The sequence below is a fragment of the Streptomyces sp. CA-243310 genome (assembly GCF_050936775.1).
Classification (GTDB): Bacteria; Actinomycetota; Actinomycetes; order Streptomycetales; family Streptomycetaceae; genus Streptomyces.
Window position 1 is genome coordinate 362,767 of sequence record NZ_JBNJMF010000003.1, and the last position, 16,979, is coordinate 379,745.

The following is a 16,979-nucleotide window of genomic DNA, read 5'->3' on the forward strand; positions in this document are numbered from 1 at the left end:
TGAAATCGACAAAGAGGAGTACGGTCTTGCCCACCAAGGCTGAGGCAACGAAAGAGGCCCCCAAGGCCGAAGAGTGGAACGAGTGCGACGTCCTGATCCTGGGATCGGGTCTCGCCGGTTCGATCACCGGCGCGATCCTGGCCCGCCAGGGCGCCAACGTCGTCCTCATAGACGCCGGCCAGCACCCGCGCTTCGCCGTCGGCGAGTCGCAGAACCCGCAGCTCGTCGAGTGGCTGCACATCCTCGCCACGCGCTACGACGTCCCCGAGATCAAGCACATGCTCGACGTCAAGGCGATCACCGAGCACATGGGCCCGCACCACGGCCGCAAGCAGAGCTTCGGCTTCGTCTCGCACGACAAGAACCGCGAGCCGAACCCGGCCGAGGCCACGATGTTCGTGATCCCCAAGATGCTGACGGAGGCCGTCCACCTCTACCGGCAGGACACCGACTCGTACTACCTGACCGTGGCGGCCAAGTACGGCTGCACGGTCCGGCAGAACTGGCGCGCCACCGACCTCGACTTCGACGAGGACGGCGTCACCGTCACGGGCCACACCGGTGAGGTGTTCCGCGCGAAGTTCCTGATCGACGCGAGCGGGTTCCGTTCCCCGCTCGCCGAGAAGTTCGACCTGCGCGACAACCCGCCGCGCCACAAGCACCACTCGCGCTCGCTGTTCACGCACTACGTCGGCATCAAGCCGTACGACGACGTGTGCAACTACCCGGAGGCGCTGCGCCCGCCCGCCGAATCGCCCTTCCACGGCGGCACGCTCCACCACCTGATCGAGCGCGGCTGGTTCTGGATCATCCCGTTCGACAACTACAAGGACTCCAAGAACCCCCTCTGCAGCGTCGGCCTGACCTTCGACGAGCGGCTGTACCCCAAGCCGAAGGACATGACCCCCGACGAGGAGTTCAACCACTACCTCGACATGTACCCGGCGGTGAAGCGCCAGTTCGACGGGGCCAAGCGGGTCCGCGAGTGGGTCTCCACCGACCGGATCCAGTACTCCTCCAAGCAGACCATCGGCCACCGCTGGTGCCTGATGTCGCACGCCGCGGGCTTCATCGACCCGCTGTACTCGCGCGGGCTGTCCAACACCTTCGAGGTCGTCGACGCCCTCGCCTACCGGGTGCTGGACGCGCTGCGCGAGGACGACTTCTCGGTCGAGCGCTTCGAGTACGTGGAGCGCCTGGAGCAGGGCCTGCTGGAGTACAACGACAAGATCGTCAACGCCTCCTACATCGCCTTCAACCACTTCCGCCTCTGGAACGCCGTCTTCCGGGTGTGGGCCTGCTTCACCACCCCGGCCACGATGCGCCAGATCATGGCGCGCCAGAACTTCACCCTGGACGGCGACGACCGCCACTTCCGGGAGATGGAGAAGGCCCCCTACACGGGCCTGTGGTGGCCGGACAGCCACGCCTTCAAGCAGCTCTTCGACATCACCGCCGAGACCTGCGAACGGTTCGAGGCCGGCGAGATCGACGGTGACAAGGCCGCTGACATCGTCTTCCAGGCGATCCGCGACTGCGAGTCGGTCAACACGCCGTTCGGCTGGAAGGACCCCGAGGACCACCGGTTCTTCCGGGCGACCACCCCCACGATGATGAAGTTCATGTGGTGGGCGAGCACCTCCGGCCCCAAGGAGATGCGCGACCTCGGCCGTTCCATGCTCAAGGGCGTCGTCCGGCAGGGCGTGCGCGGCCGCAAGGTCTCCTGACCCCCGGCCCCTCCCGGGTCCACCGGCCCCGCCGTCCCCTCCCGGCGGCCGGGCCGGTGGACCCGCCGCCGCCAAGCCCCCCACATCGCTCGTCACACCGCCTCGTCACACCCCCGTCGCCTCGACCCATGGGACAACCCGTGATCACTCGTAGAGCACTCATCGGCGCCGGCACGGCCGCGGTCGGCCTGACCGTCCTGCCCGCCGCGAACGTCACCGCCGCGGCCGAGGCCGGCCGCGCCCCCTGGAACCAGCTCGCCCGCAACCTCCAAGGCCGGCTCGTCCTGCCCACCGACGCCGCGTACGGCGTGGCCAAGCAGCTCGAACTCGCCCAGTTCGACGCCGCCAACCCCAAGGCCGTCGCCTACTGCGTCAGCTCCGCCGACGTCTCCGTCGCGCTGCGCTTCGCCCAGGACAACTGCCTGCCCGCCGCCGTCCGCAGCGGCGGCCACAGCTTCGGCGGCTACTCGACCACCCCCGGCCTGATCATCGACGTGTCCGGGCTGAACGCGGTCGCGATGGCCGCCGGCAACGGCTCGGTGAACGTGGGCCCCGGCGCCAAGAACGTCGAGATCCTCAACGCACTCGCCCCGCACGGCCTCGTCGTCAGCGAGGGCGGCTGTCCGACCGTCGCGGCCGGCGGCTTCCTCCAGGGCGGCGGCTACGGGTTCCTGACCCGCCCCATGGGCATGGCCTGCGACGCCGTCACCTCGGCCGAGGTGGTCCTGGCCGACGGCCGCGTGGTCACCGCCTCGCCGACCCGCAACAGCGACCTGTTCTGGGCGATCCGCGGCGGTGGCGGCGGGAACTTCGGCGTGGTCACCCGCTTCACGGTCACCCCGCACGTCGGCGACCAGATGGCCATCACCAACCTGATCTTCCCGTACGACCGCGCCGCGGACGTCCTGGACGCCGCCACGACGTGGCTGGTGGACGCGCCCCGCACCATCGGCGGCGGCGGGTACGTCGTCCAGCCGGACGCGGCACCCGGCTCCGTCCCCAACGTCAACATCATGCTGGCCTCCCGGGGGACCCCGGCGGAACGGGACGCCGAGGCGGCCCGACTGATCGCCCTGACGGGCGCGCCGTTGGCCCGCCAGGACGCCGTCATGACGTACCAGCAGCTCATGATGATGATCTTCGGCTGTGGCACGCTCAGCCAGGACCAGTGCCAACGGACGGGCAAGTCCCCGTCCGGCGTGCTGACCCGACCCGAGTTCGGCCTGGAGCGCACCCGCCTGGCCGGCCGCCCGCTGGGACACACCGGCTGGACGGACGTGATGACGGCCTTCGACGCCGAGCGCAGGGCCGGCCAGGCCCGCTACCTCGACCTGCACTTCTTCGGGGGCGCGGCCAACGACCCGGGGCGCACGGACACGGCGTACGTCCACCGGGACTCGCTGTTCTCGGTCAACTACCGGGCTCTGATCAACGATCCGCAGCAGAACACCGCCGACGCACGGGCGGTCGCCACCCACTGGGTCGACAACGGCTTCCGGACCCTCGACCCGCTGTCCAACGGGGAGACGTACCAGAACTGGATGGACCCGGCCCTCACGGACTGGAAGCGGTCCTACTACGGCGAGAACTACGCCCGCCTGGCCAGGATCAAGACCAAGTACGACCCCGCGCGGTTCTTCTCCTTCGCGCAGGGCATCGGGTCCGCCGGCTGATCCGGACCCGGGACACGGGAAGGGGTCGCCGTCCCAGAACGGCGACCCCGGTACCCGGGCGGCCGTCAGGGACGGCGGCCGTACCAGCCGACGAGCCTGTCGATCGCGGGAGCATCCTCGTGCACCTCCACCACCGGACCGAACGGAACCTGGCCGCCACGCGGCTCGGCCGGCACGGCGCGGTGCATGTTCGCCAGCGGAGCGGCGAGCATCTCCGGGTCCCACGTCGGGTTCTGGCCGGTGGCCTTGGCGAGGTCCCAGACGTGCAGGACGAACTCGTTGGTGTAGATCACCGAGGCGACCACACCGGGCACCGGGCCCCAGGGCAGGCCGATCTGACGACCCAGCACGGCCGGGTCGGACCAGACCGCGTCGAACTCCTTGACGGAGACCGCCCAGGCCTCGGCCCAGTCACCGTCGGCGATGTCCTCCGCGAAGTGCGGAACGCTCATGAAGGAACCACCCGCACCGAGCACGGCGACCCGGCGCAGCACCGACACCAGGTGGTTGGCCATGTCCCGGACCGAGTAGTCCGGACAGGGCGTGACCTCGTCGTACTGGTCCGGGCGGATGCCGGCGAGAACCTCGTGGGCCAGTGCGACGACCTTGAAGAGGCCGCCGCGGGGGTCGGTGGACGGACGGGTGGCAGGGGCGCCGGAAACATTCACAGTCTCTGTCATGACTCCATCTTCCCCACCAAACAGGTCATCTCATGGCCTATTAAAAAGAACGTGGGCAAAATGAAGGCTGATCGTCTGGTCGCCACGCTGCTCTTCCTCCAGGCGCGCGGACGCGTCACGGTCAAGGAGGTCGCGGGCGAACTCGAAGTCTCCGAACGCACCGCCCGCCGCGACCTGGAGGCGCTGACCCTGGCGGGCGTGCCCGTCTACTCACAGCGCGGACGCGGCGGCGGCTGGAGCCTGGTGGGCGGCTCCCGTACCGACCTCACCGGCTTCACCCAGCGCGAGATCGGGGCGTTGTTCCTCGCCGCGGGTCCGCTCTCGGCCTCACCCGAACTCCGCGCCGCCCTGCGCAAACTGGTGCAGGCGCTGCCCGCCCCCATGCGCCCGCACGCCGAGGCCGCCTCCAAGGCGCTCGTCGTGGACGGCCTCGACTGGTCCCGGGCCGCCGTCCGCACCGCCGGCGGGCCGCACCACGACGCGCTGGAACAGGCGGTCCTGGACCGGGTCCGGATCACCCTCGGGTACACGGACCCCGACACCCCGCCCGGACGGTGGACCGTCGATCCGCTCGGCCTGGTCTGCAAGGCCGGCCAATGGCACCTGGTCGCCGCCACCGAGGACGGGCTGCGGTCCTTCCGGCACACCGGGGTCACCTCCGTCACCGCCACCGGCGAACCCGCCCGCCGTCCACAGGACTTCGACCTGGCCACGGCATGGCAGGCGCTCACCGACGGCGTGGAACGGGGCCTGCGCACCACCACGGTGCGCGCGGCGGTGCACACCGACGTGCTGCCCGCCCTGCGCGACCTGTTCGGCGACCGGCTGCGCGGGCCGCGGCCGCGCGCCGACGGCCGCCACGACATCGAGGCCGACGGGCCGTCACTCGACGTGCTCACGGCCCGACTCGCCGGCTTCGGCGCCCGCGTCGAAGTACTCGGACCACCCGAGGCGCGTGCCCACCTGGCGCGCCTCGGCCGCGAACTCGCCTCCGTACACGGGCAGTCCGCACCGGGGGCCGCCGTCCCGACCGGGGACAGCACCTCCCGGAGGGATAGTCACTTTCCCCTAGGTACTTACTATGTCGAGGATGCTAGCGTCCCCGGTATCACGGCGAAGGACACCGTCCGGCCACCGCGGCGCCGCCCCCGACAGCGGCTTTCTCCCACCATGACCCTTGATGAAGGAGCATTCTCATGATCGTTGTCACCGGAGCCACCGGAAACGTCGGCCGCCCGCTGATCGCCGCCCTCACCGCGGCCGGCGCCGATGTCACCGCCGTCTCCCGCAACCCGCTGCCCGCCGAACTCGCCCAGGACGTACGCCACGTACAGGCCGACCTCGGTCGCGCGGAGAGCCTGCGCGAGACCCTCAAGGACGCCGACGCCCTGTTCATCCTGCTCGCCGGCGAACTGCTCGGCGGCGGCGAGAGCGCCGAGACCCTGCTGACCGTGGCCAGGGAATCCGGCGTGCGCAAGGTCGTCCTGCTCTCCTCGCAGATCACCGCCACCCGTCCGGACGCGCAGTCCCACAACCGGCTGCGCGAGTTCGAGGACGCCGTTCGCGGTTCCGGCCTGGAGTGGACCGTCCTGCGCGCCGGCGGCTTCGCCTCCAACGCCTACGCCTGGGTCGAGTCGGTCCGCGCGGACCGCACCGTCCTCGCGCCGTTCGCCGACGTCGCGCTCCCGGTCGTCGACCCGGCGGACATCGCGGCCGTCGCCGCCGTCGCCCTGCGCGAGGACGGTCACGCCGGCCAGACCTACGAGCTGACCGGCCCGGCCGCGGTCACCCCGCGCGAGCAGGCCGCAGCGCTCGGCGAAGTCCTCGGTGAGGAGATCACCTTCATCGAGCTGAGCCGCGAGGCCGCCTACGCCCACATGTCGCAGTTCATGCCGGAGGGCGTCGTCCAGGGCACCCTCGACATCCTGGGACAGCCCCTCCCGGCCGAGCAGCGCGTCAGCCCCGACGTCGAGAAGGTCCTCGGCCGCCCGGCCTCCCCCTTCGCCGCCTGGGTCGAGCGCAGCCTGCCGGCCTTCAAGTAGGCCTGTCGGCCGACTGAACCCGCGGGCCTCCCCACCGACCGTCCGTCCCCCGCACGGGTCGGCGGGGAGGCCCGCGTTCCCGTTGTCCGGGGCGCGGGCCGCCCGGCGCACGGGGCCCGCGTCCCGACGCACGGGCCGCGCGTGACGCGGCGGGCACCCTTTCAGGCGAACGAAAACGGGTTCGCGAGTCACCGGTCTCCCGCTCACTCGTTCCCTTCACGTGATCCGTACTGGTGAAGGGACGCGAAGCCTGTGAGCAAACGTCAAAAGGGCCGAAGGCACCGCACCGTGAACATGACGCCCCGGCCGGTCGGACCGGCCCGGGGCCGTCCGGTGCGCGTGCCGGCCACCGTGTCCGTACCCGCCCCGGGGCCCGACCCCGTGTGGTCCCCGCAGAGCGACCCCGTGTCGTCCGCGGAGACCCACCCCGTGCCGCCCTCCGGGGCCGACCCCGTGGCCCCCGCGGCGGACCCGAGTGGGCCGGAGCCGCACCACGACCTCTTCCACACCTCCGTCCGCAACGGCGGCCTCGGCCTGCCCGCGGCGCGCACCTGGGACGGACTGAGGGCCACCGCCCCGGCCGGGGCCACCCTGGAGGAGCTGTCCGCCGCCGTCGGGTTCACCCCGCCGACGATCGCCAAGCACCTCAAGGCACTGGCCGCCTTCCGGCTGGCGGAACAGCGCGGCCCCCGCTGGCACCCGACCGACACGCACCCCACACCGTCGGGAACGGCCGCCGCCCCCTGACGTCGGACACGAAGGTGCCCCGCCCCGGCCCGATACGGCCCGGAGCGGGGCACCTTCACGTCCGGCTCGGGCGTCGGGCACGTCCGGCTCGGGCATCGGGTCGCTCGCGGGTGGGTGGACGCGGCCCGAGGGCATGGCCGATCATGGCCCGATGTCGCTCCGTACGCACGAGGTCGATCTGTTCGAGCAGTCGAGGGGCCGCCTGGAGGCCGTCGCGTACCGACTGCTCGGGTCGGCCGGAGACGCCGAGGACGCGGTACAGGACGTGTTCCTGCGGTGGCTCGCGGCGGACCGGGAGCGAATCGAGACGCCCGAGGCGTGGCTGACGAAGGTGGTCACCAACCTCTGCCTCAACCAGCTCACCTCCGCGCGCGCCAGGCGGGAAACCTACGTAGGACAGTGGCTCCCGGAGCCCGTCCTGGCCGGCGACCGGATGCTCGGTCCGGCCGACACCGCCGAGCAGCGCGAGTCGGTCTCCGTCGCGATGCTCACCCTGATGGAGCGACTGACGCCCAACGAGCGCGCGGTGTACGTGCTGCGCGAGGCGTTCGGCCACGCGCACCGTGAGATCGCGGAGATCCTCGACCTCACCGAGTCCAACTGCCAGCAGATCCACCGGCGCGCCAGACAACACCTCGCCACGCACCGGGCCCGCACCGAGGTCGACGCGGCCGCCGCGCGGAAGGTCGTCGAGGAGTTCCTCGCCGCGGCCCTCAGCGGCGACACCGACCCGCTGATCCGGCTGCTCACCGACGACGCGGTCAGCGTGGCCGACGGCGGTGCGGACGTCCAGGCCCGCAGGACCCCGGTCATCGGCGCGCTCCGCATCGCGCGCTACCTGCGCTCGCTCTTCCGGCCGACCCCCGCCAAGCGTGCGCGCGTCGGCGGCAGCGCCGCCCTGCACGCCGCCGTCGTCAACGGCGGTCCCGCCGTGCTGATCGTGTCCGGCGAGCAGATCCTCGGCGTGATCTGCCTCGGAGCGACTCCCGAGGGCGTCGGGGCGATCCACATCCAGGTCAACCCCGACAAGTTGGACCGCATCACGCGCCGGTGGGTGGCCGCGGGCCCGCACCCGCCTCTCGCCGAGGTGTGGTGACCCACGTCACACGCGCTACCTGTCAGGGATCGACGGGCTGTCCGGTTCAGGAGGTGAGTCCCACCGGATAGGAGCGAACCATGAAGCACCGCATTGTCGTCCTGGGAGCCGGATACGCCGGAGCCGTCACCGCGGGTCGCCTCGCGAGGCGCCTGCACCGCGACGACGTCGAGATCACCCTGGTCAACGGCGACCCCGAGTTCGTCGAGCGCGTACGACTGCACCAGCTCGCCACCGGCCAGGACCTGCGGCCCCGCCCCCTGCGCGCGGTCTACGCGGGCACCGGTGTGCGGCTGCGCACGGCATGGGTCGCCTCGGTCGACACGGACCGCAAGACCGTCGCCCTGACCGGCGAACAGGGCCCCGACACCCTCGGCTACGACACCCTCGTGTACGCCCTGGGGAGCACCACCACCGACCACGGCGTTCCCGGCGTCGCCGAGTACGCCCACGACGTCGCGGGGAAGCAGGGCGCGCTGCGGCTGCGGGCGCGCCTGGCGGAACTGGAGCCCGGCGCGACCGTGCTGGTCGTGGGCGGCGGCCTGACCGGTATCGAGGCGGCCACCGAGATCGCCGAGGCGCGCCCGGACCTCGAGGTCTCCCTCGCCGCCCGCAGCGGTGTCGGCGACTGGCTCGGCGACAAGGCCCGGCGCCACCTGCACCTCGTTCTCGACCGGCTCGGGGTCGCGGTCCACGAGCGGGCCGACGTCACGCGCGTCGAGGCGGACGCCGTGGTCACCGCCGAGGCCGGACGGATTCCCGCCAGGGTGACCGTGTGGACCGCGGGCTTCGCCGTCCACCCGATCGCCGCCGCCACCACTTTGACCGTCTCCGACGCCGGGCAGATCGTCGTCGACGCAACGATGCGCTCGGTCTCGCACCCCGACGTGTACGCCGTCGGCGACGCCGCGCGGGCCGAAGGCGCGGGCGGCAAGCCGCTGCGGATGGCCTGCGCCACGGCGACCCCGATGGCGTGGCAGGCCGCCGACGCCCTCGCCGCGCGCCTGACCGGGCGCAAGGTCCCGCAGAGCGCGATCGGCTACACCGCCCAGTGCATCAGCCTCGGACGCCGCGACGGGATCCTCCAGCGCGTGACCCACGAGGACGAGGTCACGTCCACCGCCATCGCCGGCCGCGGTGGTGCCCGCCTCAAGGAGCTGATCTGCTCGGCCGCGGCCTGGAGCGTCTCGCACCCGACCATGCTGATGCCCGCTCGCCGCCGTCGCCTCGCGGCGACCCGTGAGGCGCGGACCGGACTCGTCACCACGTGACGCGGCCGGCGCGTCCGCACGCCCGGGCCCGGCCCGCCCCGTCCCGCCCCGGCCCGCTCCTCACGCCCGGGAGCCGCCGCGACCGGGGCGCCGGTCCCGAGCCCACGTCGGCGTCCAGGTCTCGGCGGGGGAGCGGGCGGGTCGTGTGGAGCGGAGGTGGTCGCGGAGCATGGCGAGCGCGGGATGCGGGTTGTCGCCGAGCCAGACCAGCGAGTGCGGGTAGACCGGCGTCGGGTCGCGCACCTCGATGCGCCGCAGGTCGTGGTGGGCGGGCCCCACGAGCGGGTCCTCCTCACCGACGAAGGTCGCCAGGGTCGAGGAGCCGGCGATTGCCTCCAGGAGGGCGTCGGAGCCGAAGTTGGGGCCGATCGTGTCGATGGTCAACCCGAACTCGGACGACAGCTCGTCGTAGTAGGCGGCCCATTCGGTGCCGGGGACGACACCCGGCATCCAGATCTTGTGCCGGGCGAGTTCGCCGGGCGTGACCGCGCCGACGCCCGCGAGCGGGTGGGCCGGCCCGGTGAGGAGTTGCAGGCGGTCGTCGAGGACGCGGGCGCTCTCGATGCCCTCGGGGAGTTCCCGGGTCGGCATGGTGAGGGAGCGGAAGGTGGCGTCGATGCTGCCCGACAGGACGGCGGCGATGGCCGAGTCGGCGTCGAGGAGGTTGGTCACGACGTCGAGTTCGCTCTCCGGATGCGCGCCGTGGAACGCGCGCAACAGCCGTGCGGGCGCGATCCGCCGGTTGATCACGTCGACGCGCAGGGCACGGCGGCCCGGACGCACGGAATCCGCCGCCCGTTCCTCGGCGCGCAGGAGAGCGCGCGCGTGCGGCAGGAAGGCCTGCCCGTCGACGGTGAGCCGGACCCCGTGCGGGGTGCGGATGAAGAGCCGCACCCCGAGATCCCTCTCCAGGGCGGTGACGCGCTTGGACACGGCCTGCTGGGTGATCGACAGGTCGTCGGCGGCCCGCTGGAAGCGGCCGGCGTCCGCAATGGCCACGAAGGTGCGTACGGCATCGAGGTTCACGCCGACCCACCCTAGGCCCTGACCGGTCGCACAACGTGCGGTTGTGACCGCCGGTCGACGGGTTGTTTGACCCGCCGGGATGCCACTCGCTTTGATTCCTCCCGTCAACACGAGGGTGTTCCGCGAGCGGGCGAGAGGTGCGTCGATCATGGTGGCTGGACGGTCGCTGGGCCGGCCGTTCGGGTGGCTCTGGACGGCGTACGCGATCAGCACCCTCGGCACGTGGCTCGCGTTCGACGCGTTCCCCCTGATCGCGATCCTCGTCCTGCACGCCGGACCGACCGAGGTCTCGCTGCTGGCGGCCGCCGGACTGGCGGCCGGCGCGGCGCTGGCGCTGCCGCTCGGCCCGTGGCTGGAGTCCCGCAGCAAGCGGTCCGTGATGGTCGCGATGGACCTGGTCCGCTTCGCCGCGCTGATGAGCGTGCCCGCGGCGTTCGCGCTCGGTCGGCTCGGCTTCCCCCAGCTCCTGGTCGTGGCGATCGTGGTCGGCGCGGCCGACATCGTCTTCACGGCGGCCACCGGCGCGTGCGTGAAGGCGCTCGTGCCGCCGCAGGACCTGCTCCTCGCGAACGGCCGCTTCGAGTCCACGACCTGGACCGCCACCATGCTCGGACCCCCACTCGGCGGGGCCGCGCTCGCCGCGTTCGGCCCGGTGGTGACCGTGGTGGCCGACGCGGCCGGCCACCTGCTCTCGGCGGCGGGAATCCGCGCGATGGGCAGGCCGGATCCGCGCCCCGAACCCGGCCCGGCACCATCCCGGTCGCGCGTCGGCGACCTGTTCGAAGGGTGGCGGTACATCCTGACCGACTCCGCGCTGCGCCCGCTGTTCCTCAACACGGTCCTCGTCAGCGGCCTGATCATGGCGACCTCGCCGCTGCTCGCCGTCCTCATGGTGGGCCAACTCGGCTTCGCGCCCTGGCAGTACGCCCTCGCCTTCGCCGTGCCCTGCGTCGGCGGCCTGATCGGCTCACGGCTGGCCCCCCGACTCGTCGCCCGGTTCGGCCGGCACAGGGTCATGCGTACCGCCGGGACACTGCGGGCGTGCTGGTCGCTCGGGACCGCCTTCGTCGGCCCCGGCGCCGCCGGACTCGTGTTCCTCATGTGCGTCGAGTTCGGGCTGATCACCTGCATGGGGGTGTTCAACCCGGTGTTCGCCACCTACCGGCTCGAAAGGACCCCGACGGACCGGGTCGTCCGGACCCTGGCCGCCTGGTCGGTCGCCGGCAAGACCGTCATCGCCCTGCTGACCGCCCTGTGGGGCCTGCTGGCCGCCGTCACCGGCCCGCGCACGGCCATCGTGATCGCCGGCCTCCTCATGTCGGCGACCCCGCTGCTGCTTCCCCGACACGACCGCACGCCACGGCCCGGGCGGGAACCGGCCCGCGACCACACGTGACGCGGGCGGGGCGGTGAGGGACCCGCCGGGAGGGGGAACTACCGTGGCGCGTATGGGAATCACCCTTCCGCGAAGCCGGAGAGCGCTCGTCTGCGCCGTCGCCGCCGCGTCCCTCTGCGTCGCCGTCGCCGTGTGGGCCCGCCCCGACTACAGCGTGCCGGCGGGGCCCTTCGCCCGGACCGCACCGTGTTCGGACGTGGTCGCGCGCCTTCCCGAGAACCTCATGGGACACGGACGCGACGCGGTCGACGGCGAGGGAACCGCCGGGTGGGGCGCCAGGGCCGTCGTGCTGCGCTGCGGTGTGGAACCCCTCGCCCCGACCATCGACACCTGTGTCAACGTCAACGGCTTCGACTGGGTCCTCGACGACGCGAGGGTCAAGCGGGACGGAGCGTGGGTGTTCACCACGTACGGGCGCGAACCCGCGGTCGAGGTCGCGTTCGCGCGCGGCTCCCAACCCGCGGGGGACGCCCTGGTCACGATCAACGACGCTTTGGGCAGCCTCGTGCAGAGGGCCAAGTGCCTCGCGCTGAGCGATACCTGACGATCGGTGTCCCCGGCCGTGGCCGGTGGCCGCCGCCCCGAACGGGCGGGGGCGGCGGCCACCGGAGGTCAGGGCAGCAGGACGGCCTTGCCCCGGTTGAGGTGGGCTTCCAGGTCCGCGTGCGCCCGCGCGGCCTCCGCGAGGGGGTAGGTGCGCCAGACCGGGACGGTGAGTCGAGCGTCGGCGGCCAGGGCGACCAGCTCCGCCAGGGATTCCCCGGCGCTTTCGCCACCGCCCGCGCTGAAGCGGACGCCGTGCCGCGCGGCGGCCATGTCGGCGATGGTGACCACGCGCGCGCTGTCGCCGGTCAGGGCGACGGATTCGGCGAGCACGCCGGCGCCCGAGGCGTCGAACACGGAGTCGACTCCCTGCGGAGCCGCGGCCGTCACCCGCTCCACCCAGCCGTCGCCGTAGCGGACGGCGCCCGCTCCGAGCGCGGTCAGCCGTTCGACGTCCTGTTCGCCGACCGTTCCGACGACGGTGACACCCCGGGCGACGGCGAGTTGGGCCGCGATGATGCCCACGCTGCCCGCGGCGCCGTGGATGAGCAGGGTCTGACCGGCCCGCACGTCCAGTTCAGCCAGGACGCGGGCGGCGGTCAGACCGACCGTGACGAGCGAGGAGGCGACGTCCCACGGGAGGGCGTCGGGCTTGCCGACCGGCCGGTCGAGCAGGGCGTACTCGCCGTAACTGCCGCCGGTGGTCGAACCGAGCACCGCGTCGCCCACGGACGCCCCGGCTCCCTCGCCGACGGCGTCGACGACACCGGCCGCGTCCAGGCCGGGGACGACGGGGAAGTGGGCCGGTGCGTTGCCGGCCATCAGACCGGACCGGATCTTCACGTCGAGGGGGTTCACGGACGCGGCCCGCACACGAATGCGGACCTGGCCGGGACCGGGCTCCGGAGGGGTGACCTCCGACAGTTGCAGCACATCGGCCGTGCCGTACTCGGAGAAGGTGATCGCTTTGGACATCAGGGACTCCCGGGTGGTCGGGTAGGGGCCTCGTCGACGACTGGCGTGGGCGTCAGCCGTTGAGGGCGGGGTAGTCGGTGTAGCCGCGGTGGTCGCCGCCGTAGAAGGTGGACTGGTCCGCGGTGTTGAACGGGCCGCCCGCGGCGAGGCGGCGCGGCAGGTCGGGGTTGGCCAGGAACAGGGCTCCGTAGGCCACCATGTCCGCGCTCCCGTCCTCGATCAGCTTCAGCGCGTCGGGACCGGTGACATCCGGGTGGGTGAACGGATTGAGGACGAACGTGCCGGGCCACACGGTGCGCAGCCGCGGCCCGAGCTCGGGGTCGGGGCCCTCCATCAGGTGCAGATAGGCCAGACCCGGTCCGGCGAGCCGCGCCAGGAGCGCCTCGTAGACCTCGCCGGGGCTGGTCTCGGACATGTCGTTGTACTGGTTTCCGGGCGAGATCCGCAGACCGACGCGCTGTGCGCCGATCGCTTCCACCACGGCGGCGACGACCTCGACGGCGAAACGGATCCGGCCCTCGATGTCACCGCCCCAGGCGTCGGTGCGCCGGTTGGTGCGGTCGGAGAGGAACTGGTGGATCAGATAGCCGTTGGCGCCGTGGAGCTCCACGCCGTCGAAACCCGCCTCGATCGCGTGGCGCGCCGCGGCGGCGAAGTCGGCGATGGTCTGCCGGATCTCCGCGTCGGTCAACTCCTTCGGCGTCACGAACTCCTTGGGCCCCTCGTGGGTGAAGACCCGGCCCTGGGCGGCCACCGCCGAGGGCGCCACCGGCACCAGACCGTCGGGCAGCAGGCTCGGGTGGCCGATCCGCCCCGTGTGCATGAGCTGGGCGAAGATCACGCCGCCCTCGTCGTGCACGGCGTCGGTCACCTTCCGCCACGCCCGCACCTGGCCGGTGGTGTGCAGGCCGGGGGTGTCGGGGTAGCCCTGGCCGACCGGCGAGGGCTGGATGCCCTCGGTGACGATCAGTCCGGCCGAGGCGCGCTGCGCGTAGTACGTCGCCATCAGCTCCGTCGGTTCCGCGTCGGCCCCGTGGGCGCGGCTGCGGGTCATCGGAGCCATCACGACGCGATTGGCCAGGCGCTTCCCGCCCAGGTCGATCGGATGGAACGCGGAGGTCGCGGTGGTCATGTCGAGTCTCCTCGGGTGGTGGTGGTGCTACACGGCACGGGCACGGCAGGGTGCCCGCTTCCACGCAGTTGCCTGTCTGAACAAGTAAATCACCTGTTCGAACAAGTAACCAACCCGAATTTGTTCCTCGAGGGCTGAGGATGACGTGACGGATGGAGAGGTGGGAGTGCGCGAAATGCGGCCTGACCTGGTGATATGTGAGGTGACATCAGAGCGGCGTCGCCGACTTCAGGTGGCGGTAGGGTTACCTTGACCAGGCAGTAAAGCCCACGCGAGCGGTAAGGGAAGGAAGACGATGACGCAGCTCACGCCGGACGCCGGAGGCGAGCCCGTGGTGACCGGGCCCGTGGTGACGCAGCAGGAGGCCACCGTGCCGGTGCCGGCGGCGGCGGGCGGCGGCCCTGTCAGCCACGCGATCTTCCGCCTGGCCCGTCTGCACCGGATGTTCGCCGGTCAGCTGCTGCGCCGGATCGGCCTGCACCCGGGCCAGGAGCTGGTCATGATGCACCTGTGGGAACGCGGTCCCCAACGGCAGATCGACCTGGTGCGGCTGCTGGACTCCGACGCGGCGACCATGACCCGCACCGTCCGACGCCTGGAGCAGTCCGGCTTCGTCCGACGTCGGCCCTCGCCCACCGACAAGCGCGCGTCTCTCATCGAACCCACGGCGGCGAGCCACGCCCTGCGCCGTCAGGTCGAAGAGGTCTGGACCCAGCTGGAGGACATCTCGACGGCCGGGCTCACGGACGACGAGCGCGCGGCTGCCCTGCACACCCTCGAACGCCTGGAGAAGAACCTCGTGCAGGCGGCCGGCGACGCCGCCTGCCCGGTCGACGTGGACCACTGAGGACCACCCCGGCCCGCACGCTGACCGCGGGGAGCCGAGGCCCGCACACTGACCGCGGGGAGCCGAGGCCCGCACGCGCGCGACGGGCGGTGTGGTGGCCGGGTTCCACGAGCAGTACCGCGGCAAGGGCCGCCCGCGCGCCACGGGTGGTGCCCCGGTGGTGCCCCGGACGGGGCCGGTGGCAGGGGCTCCCGGCCCGGTTGCCCGCCCGGGGCGTCACCTCGGCCCGGTGCCCCCGAGGCGGTCGCGCTGAATGCGGTGGGCGAGGGCACGGCGTACGGAGGGTGGACCGGCGGGTCCCTCGGCGGCGCCGGAGGCTTTGGGCGGGACGTCGAGGCCCCGGCTGATCTCGTCGTAGGCCGCCCGGTGGTCGTCGGGGAGTTCCGCCCGGCGCAGCCGCAGGTCCTCTTCCACGAGGCGCCGCAGTTCGTCGACCGTCCCGGGCGTGAAGCGCTTGCGGCCCCGGGCGATGGCGTGGACGAGGCGCGCGCAGCGGGCGCCGTCGGCGACGGTCTCGGCGAGGGCCTCGGCCAGGCCCCACAGGCGCCCTTCCAGCCAGGGCGCGTCGTGCTGGTCGAGAGCGAGGTCCATCGGGGGCGCCGGTTCGCCCGCCCTGTGCTTCGCCACCTGCTTGGACACGGCCGGCTGGCTCATGTCGCTCAGGCGGGCGATCTTCTCCTGGGTCCAGCCGTGGTCGACGAGCATCCTGATCATCTCGGCCCGCAGCCTCCGCGCCTCCTCGCCCGCGCGGATGACGTCGTTGAGGTCGGTGAGCATCCGCTCGGCCTGCTCGTCGGTCAACGACGCGGAGCCGCGACGCGTGGACTCTTCGCTTGCCATGGCTCTGTTGTACACCCCGAAACCGCTCTTTCATAACCAGGTTGTACAACCTGGTTATGGCCGGCAGGGTTCACGCCATGCCCACCTTTCACGCCGCTGACGGAACCCGGCTCGCCTACCGTGTCACCGGAGGCCGACCCCCGGCCGCCGACCCGGCCGCCGACCACCCGGTCGCCGCCACGTCCATCGACCGGTCCGCCGCCGGCCCGATCGTCTGCGTCCCGGGAGGCCCCGCAGACTGCCGCTACCTCGGTGATCTCGGCGGGCTGTCCGCGCACCGCCCGCTGATCGTGCCGGACCTGCGCGGTACCGGCGGCTCCGCGGTTCCCGAGGACCGCTCGTCCTACCGTTGCGACCGCCTCGTCGACGACGTCGAGGCGCTGCGCGTCCACCTCGGCCTGCCCCGGATGACACTGCTCGGCCACTCCGCCGGCGCGAACATCGCGACTCAGTACGCCGCCCGGTACCCGGACCGGCTCGACCGGCTCGTCCTGGTCGGCCCCGGTACTCGCGCCGTCGGCCTGACGATCGACGCGCGGACACGCCGCGCACTGGCACTGCTCCGGCGCGACGAACCGTGGTTCCCGACGGCGTTCGCCGCCCTGGAAGCGATCATGGAGGGCGCCGGCGGCGACCCGGAGGCCATCGCCCCCTTCTTCCACGGCCGCTGGGACGACCAGGCCCGCCGACACCACGAGGCCGGCCGGCCGGACAACGAGGAGGCCGTCGCCCTCTTCGGCGCCGAGGGCGCCTTCACCCCGGAGGCCACGCGGGCCGCGCTCGCGGGGTTCGAGGCTCCGGTGCTGCTGCTCGTCGGGGAGTTCGACCTGAACAGCCCCCCGGCGTCGGTCGCCGAACTCGCGGAGTTCTTCCCCGACGCCGCGCTCGTGGTCCAGCCGGGAGCGGGCCACCACCCCTGGATCGACGACGCCGACCGGTTCGTGGCGACCCTCGCCGCCTTCACGGGGTGAGCGATGCCCGCCT

16 protein-coding genes are annotated in these 16,979 nt (G+C 72.5%); 11 read left to right on the forward strand and 5 right to left on the reverse strand.

Annotation, left to right across the window (positions count from 1 at the left end; all coding sequences use genetic code 11):
- Window positions 1-26 precede the first annotated feature (26 nt).
- Together ACQEVM_RS34890 and ACQEVM_RS34895 are read left to right on the forward strand one after the other, a co-directional pair.
- On the forward strand, window positions 27-1,727 hold the full coding sequence (locus ACQEVM_RS34890; RefSeq protein WP_433086100.1) for an NAD(P)/FAD-dependent oxidoreductase: 1,701 nt from the start codon (window positions 27-29) through the stop codon (window positions 1,725-1,727).
- Window positions 1,728-1,867: 140 nt separating this feature from the next.
- Window positions 1,868-3,400, forward strand: coding sequence for an FAD-binding oxidoreductase (locus ACQEVM_RS34895; RefSeq protein WP_433086102.1), 1,533 nt, complete (start codon window positions 1,868-1,870; stop codon window positions 3,398-3,400).
- A gap of 65 nt (window positions 3,401-3,465) precedes the next feature.
- Here ACQEVM_RS34895 and ACQEVM_RS34900 read toward each other — a convergent pair whose 3' ends face one another.
- The gene (locus ACQEVM_RS34900; RefSeq protein WP_433086104.1) at window positions 3,466-4,080 is read right to left on the reverse strand and encodes a TIGR03086 family metal-binding protein; all 615 of its coding nucleotides are present in this window, start codon (window positions 4,078-4,080) and stop codon (window positions 3,466-3,468) included.
- A gap of 60 nt (window positions 4,081-4,140) precedes the next feature.
- Between ACQEVM_RS34900 and ACQEVM_RS34905 the strand changes: the two genes are divergently transcribed.
- The 5 genes from ACQEVM_RS34905 to ACQEVM_RS34925 all read left to right on the forward strand — a co-directional run bounded on the left by ACQEVM_RS34905 (window position 4,141) and on the right by ACQEVM_RS34925 (window position 9,236).
- Window positions 4,141-5,280 (forward strand): helix-turn-helix transcriptional regulator, encoded by a 1,140-nt coding sequence (locus tag ACQEVM_RS34905; RefSeq protein ID WP_433086106.1) that lies wholly within the window; start codon window positions 4,141-4,143, stop codon window positions 5,278-5,280.
- On the forward strand, window positions 5,277-6,122 hold the full coding sequence (locus tag ACQEVM_RS34910) for an SDR family oxidoreductase (protein ID WP_433086108.1): 846 nt from the start codon (window positions 5,277-5,279) through the stop codon (window positions 6,120-6,122). Before ACQEVM_RS34905 ends, ACQEVM_RS34910 begins: the two co-directional genes overlap by 4 nt.
- A gap of 288 nt (window positions 6,123-6,410) precedes the next feature.
- Window positions 6,411-6,869, forward strand: a complete 459-nt coding sequence (locus ACQEVM_RS34915; RefSeq protein ID WP_433086110.1) for a hypothetical protein — start codon at window positions 6,411-6,413, stop codon at window positions 6,867-6,869.
- Between the two features lie 151 nt (window positions 6,870-7,020).
- Window positions 7,021-7,965, forward strand: coding sequence for an RNA polymerase sigma-70 factor (locus ACQEVM_RS34920; RefSeq protein ID WP_433086112.1), 945 nt, complete (start codon window positions 7,021-7,023; stop codon window positions 7,963-7,965).
- 80 nt (window positions 7,966-8,045) lie between these two features.
- The gene (locus tag ACQEVM_RS34925) at window positions 8,046-9,236 is read left to right on the forward strand and encodes an NAD(P)/FAD-dependent oxidoreductase (RefSeq protein ID WP_433086114.1); all 1,191 of its coding nucleotides are present in this window, start codon (window positions 8,046-8,048) and stop codon (window positions 9,234-9,236) included.
- Window positions 9,237-9,296: 60 nt separating this feature from the next.
- Here ACQEVM_RS34925 and ACQEVM_RS34930 read toward each other — a convergent pair whose 3' ends face one another.
- Window positions 9,297-10,262 (reverse strand): LysR family transcriptional regulator, encoded by a 966-nt coding sequence (locus ACQEVM_RS34930; protein ID WP_433086116.1) that lies wholly within the window; start codon window positions 10,260-10,262, stop codon window positions 9,297-9,299.
- Between the two features lie 148 nt (window positions 10,263-10,410).
- On the opposite strand from ACQEVM_RS34930, the gene ACQEVM_RS34935 reads away from it, so the two are divergent.
- Both ACQEVM_RS34935 and ACQEVM_RS34940 read left to right on the forward strand, forming a co-directional pair.
- Window positions 10,411-11,658, forward strand: a complete 1,248-nt coding sequence (locus ACQEVM_RS34935; RefSeq protein WP_433086118.1) for an MFS transporter — start codon at window positions 10,411-10,413, stop codon at window positions 11,656-11,658.
- Between the two features lie 52 nt (window positions 11,659-11,710).
- Window positions 11,711-12,202: a DUF3515 family protein gene (locus tag ACQEVM_RS34940; RefSeq protein WP_433086120.1), complete on the forward strand. Its 492-nt coding sequence runs from the start codon at window positions 11,711-11,713 to the stop codon at window positions 12,200-12,202.
- A 68-nt stretch (window positions 12,203-12,270) separates the two neighbouring features.
- Here ACQEVM_RS34940 and ACQEVM_RS34945 read toward each other — a convergent pair whose 3' ends face one another.
- Window positions 12,271-13,176 carry an NADP-dependent oxidoreductase gene (locus ACQEVM_RS34945; RefSeq protein WP_433086122.1) on the reverse strand — a complete coding sequence of 302 codons (906 nt, stop codon included), beginning with the start codon at window positions 13,174-13,176 and terminating at the stop codon, window positions 12,271-12,273.
- Window positions 13,177-13,228: 52 nt separating this feature from the next.
- Complete coding sequence (locus ACQEVM_RS34950) at window positions 13,229-14,308, reverse strand: alkene reductase (RefSeq protein ID WP_433086124.1); 1,080 nt, start codon at window positions 14,306-14,308, stop codon at window positions 13,229-13,231.
- A gap of 295 nt (window positions 14,309-14,603) precedes the next feature.
- Between ACQEVM_RS34950 and ACQEVM_RS34955 the strand changes: the two genes are divergently transcribed.
- A complete protein-coding gene (locus ACQEVM_RS34955) occupies window positions 14,604-15,155 on the forward strand; it encodes a MarR family winged helix-turn-helix transcriptional regulator (RefSeq protein ID WP_433086126.1) in 552 nt (183 codons plus the stop codon).
- A 216-nt stretch (window positions 15,156-15,371) separates the two neighbouring features.
- Here the strand turns inward: ACQEVM_RS34955 and ACQEVM_RS34960 are convergent, their stop codons facing one another.
- Window positions 15,372-15,995, reverse strand: coding sequence for a sigma-70 family RNA polymerase sigma factor (locus ACQEVM_RS34960; protein ID WP_433086128.1), 624 nt, complete (start codon window positions 15,993-15,995; stop codon window positions 15,372-15,374).
- A 77-nt stretch (window positions 15,996-16,072) separates the two neighbouring features.
- On the opposite strand from ACQEVM_RS34960, the gene ACQEVM_RS34965 reads away from it, so the two are divergent.
- Entirely contained in the window at window positions 16,073-16,966 is an 894-nt protein-coding gene (locus ACQEVM_RS34965) for an alpha/beta fold hydrolase (protein WP_433086130.1), read from the forward strand.
- Window positions 16,967-16,979 lie beyond the last annotated feature (13 nt).

Bases quoted from the DNA above. Each gene is read 5' to 3' on its own strand.
- ACQEVM_RS34900 (WP_433086104.1), bottom strand. From the start codon at position 4,080: ATGACAGAGACTGTGAATGTTTCCGGCGCCCCTGCCACCCGTCCGTCC.
- ACQEVM_RS34905 (WP_433086106.1), top strand. From the start codon at position 4,141: ATGAAGGCTGATCGTCTGGTCGCCACGCTGCTCTTCCTCCAGGCGCGC.
- ACQEVM_RS34910 (WP_433086108.1), top strand. From the start codon at position 5,277: ATGATCGTTGTCACCGGAGCCACCGGAAACGTCGGCCGCCCGCTGATC.
- ACQEVM_RS34920 (WP_433086112.1), top strand. From the start codon at position 7,021: ATGTCGCTCCGTACGCACGAGGTCGATCTGTTCGAGCAGTCGAGGGGC.
- ACQEVM_RS34925 (WP_433086114.1), top strand. From the start codon at position 8,046: ATGAAGCACCGCATTGTCGTCCTGGGAGCCGGATACGCCGGAGCCGTC.
- ACQEVM_RS34935 (WP_433086118.1), top strand. From the start codon at position 10,411: ATGGTGGCTGGACGGTCGCTGGGCCGGCCGTTCGGGTGGCTCTGGACG.
- ACQEVM_RS34940 (WP_433086120.1), top strand. From the start codon at position 11,711: ATGGGAATCACCCTTCCGCGAAGCCGGAGAGCGCTCGTCTGCGCCGTC.
- ACQEVM_RS34945 (WP_433086122.1), bottom strand. From the start codon at position 13,176: ATGTCCAAAGCGATCACCTTCTCCGAGTACGGCACGGCCGATGTGCTG.
- ACQEVM_RS34950 (WP_433086124.1), bottom strand. From the start codon at position 14,308: ATGACCACCGCGACCTCCGCGTTCCATCCGATCGACCTGGGCGGGAAG.
- ACQEVM_RS34955 (WP_433086126.1), top strand. From the start codon at position 14,604: ATGACGCAGCTCACGCCGGACGCCGGAGGCGAGCCCGTGGTGACCGGG.
- ACQEVM_RS34960 (WP_433086128.1), bottom strand. From the start codon at position 15,995: ATGGCAAGCGAAGAGTCCACGCGTCGCGGCTCCGCGTCGTTGACCGAC.
- ACQEVM_RS34965 (WP_433086130.1), top strand. From the start codon at position 16,073: ATGCCCACCTTTCACGCCGCTGACGGAACCCGGCTCGCCTACCGTGTC.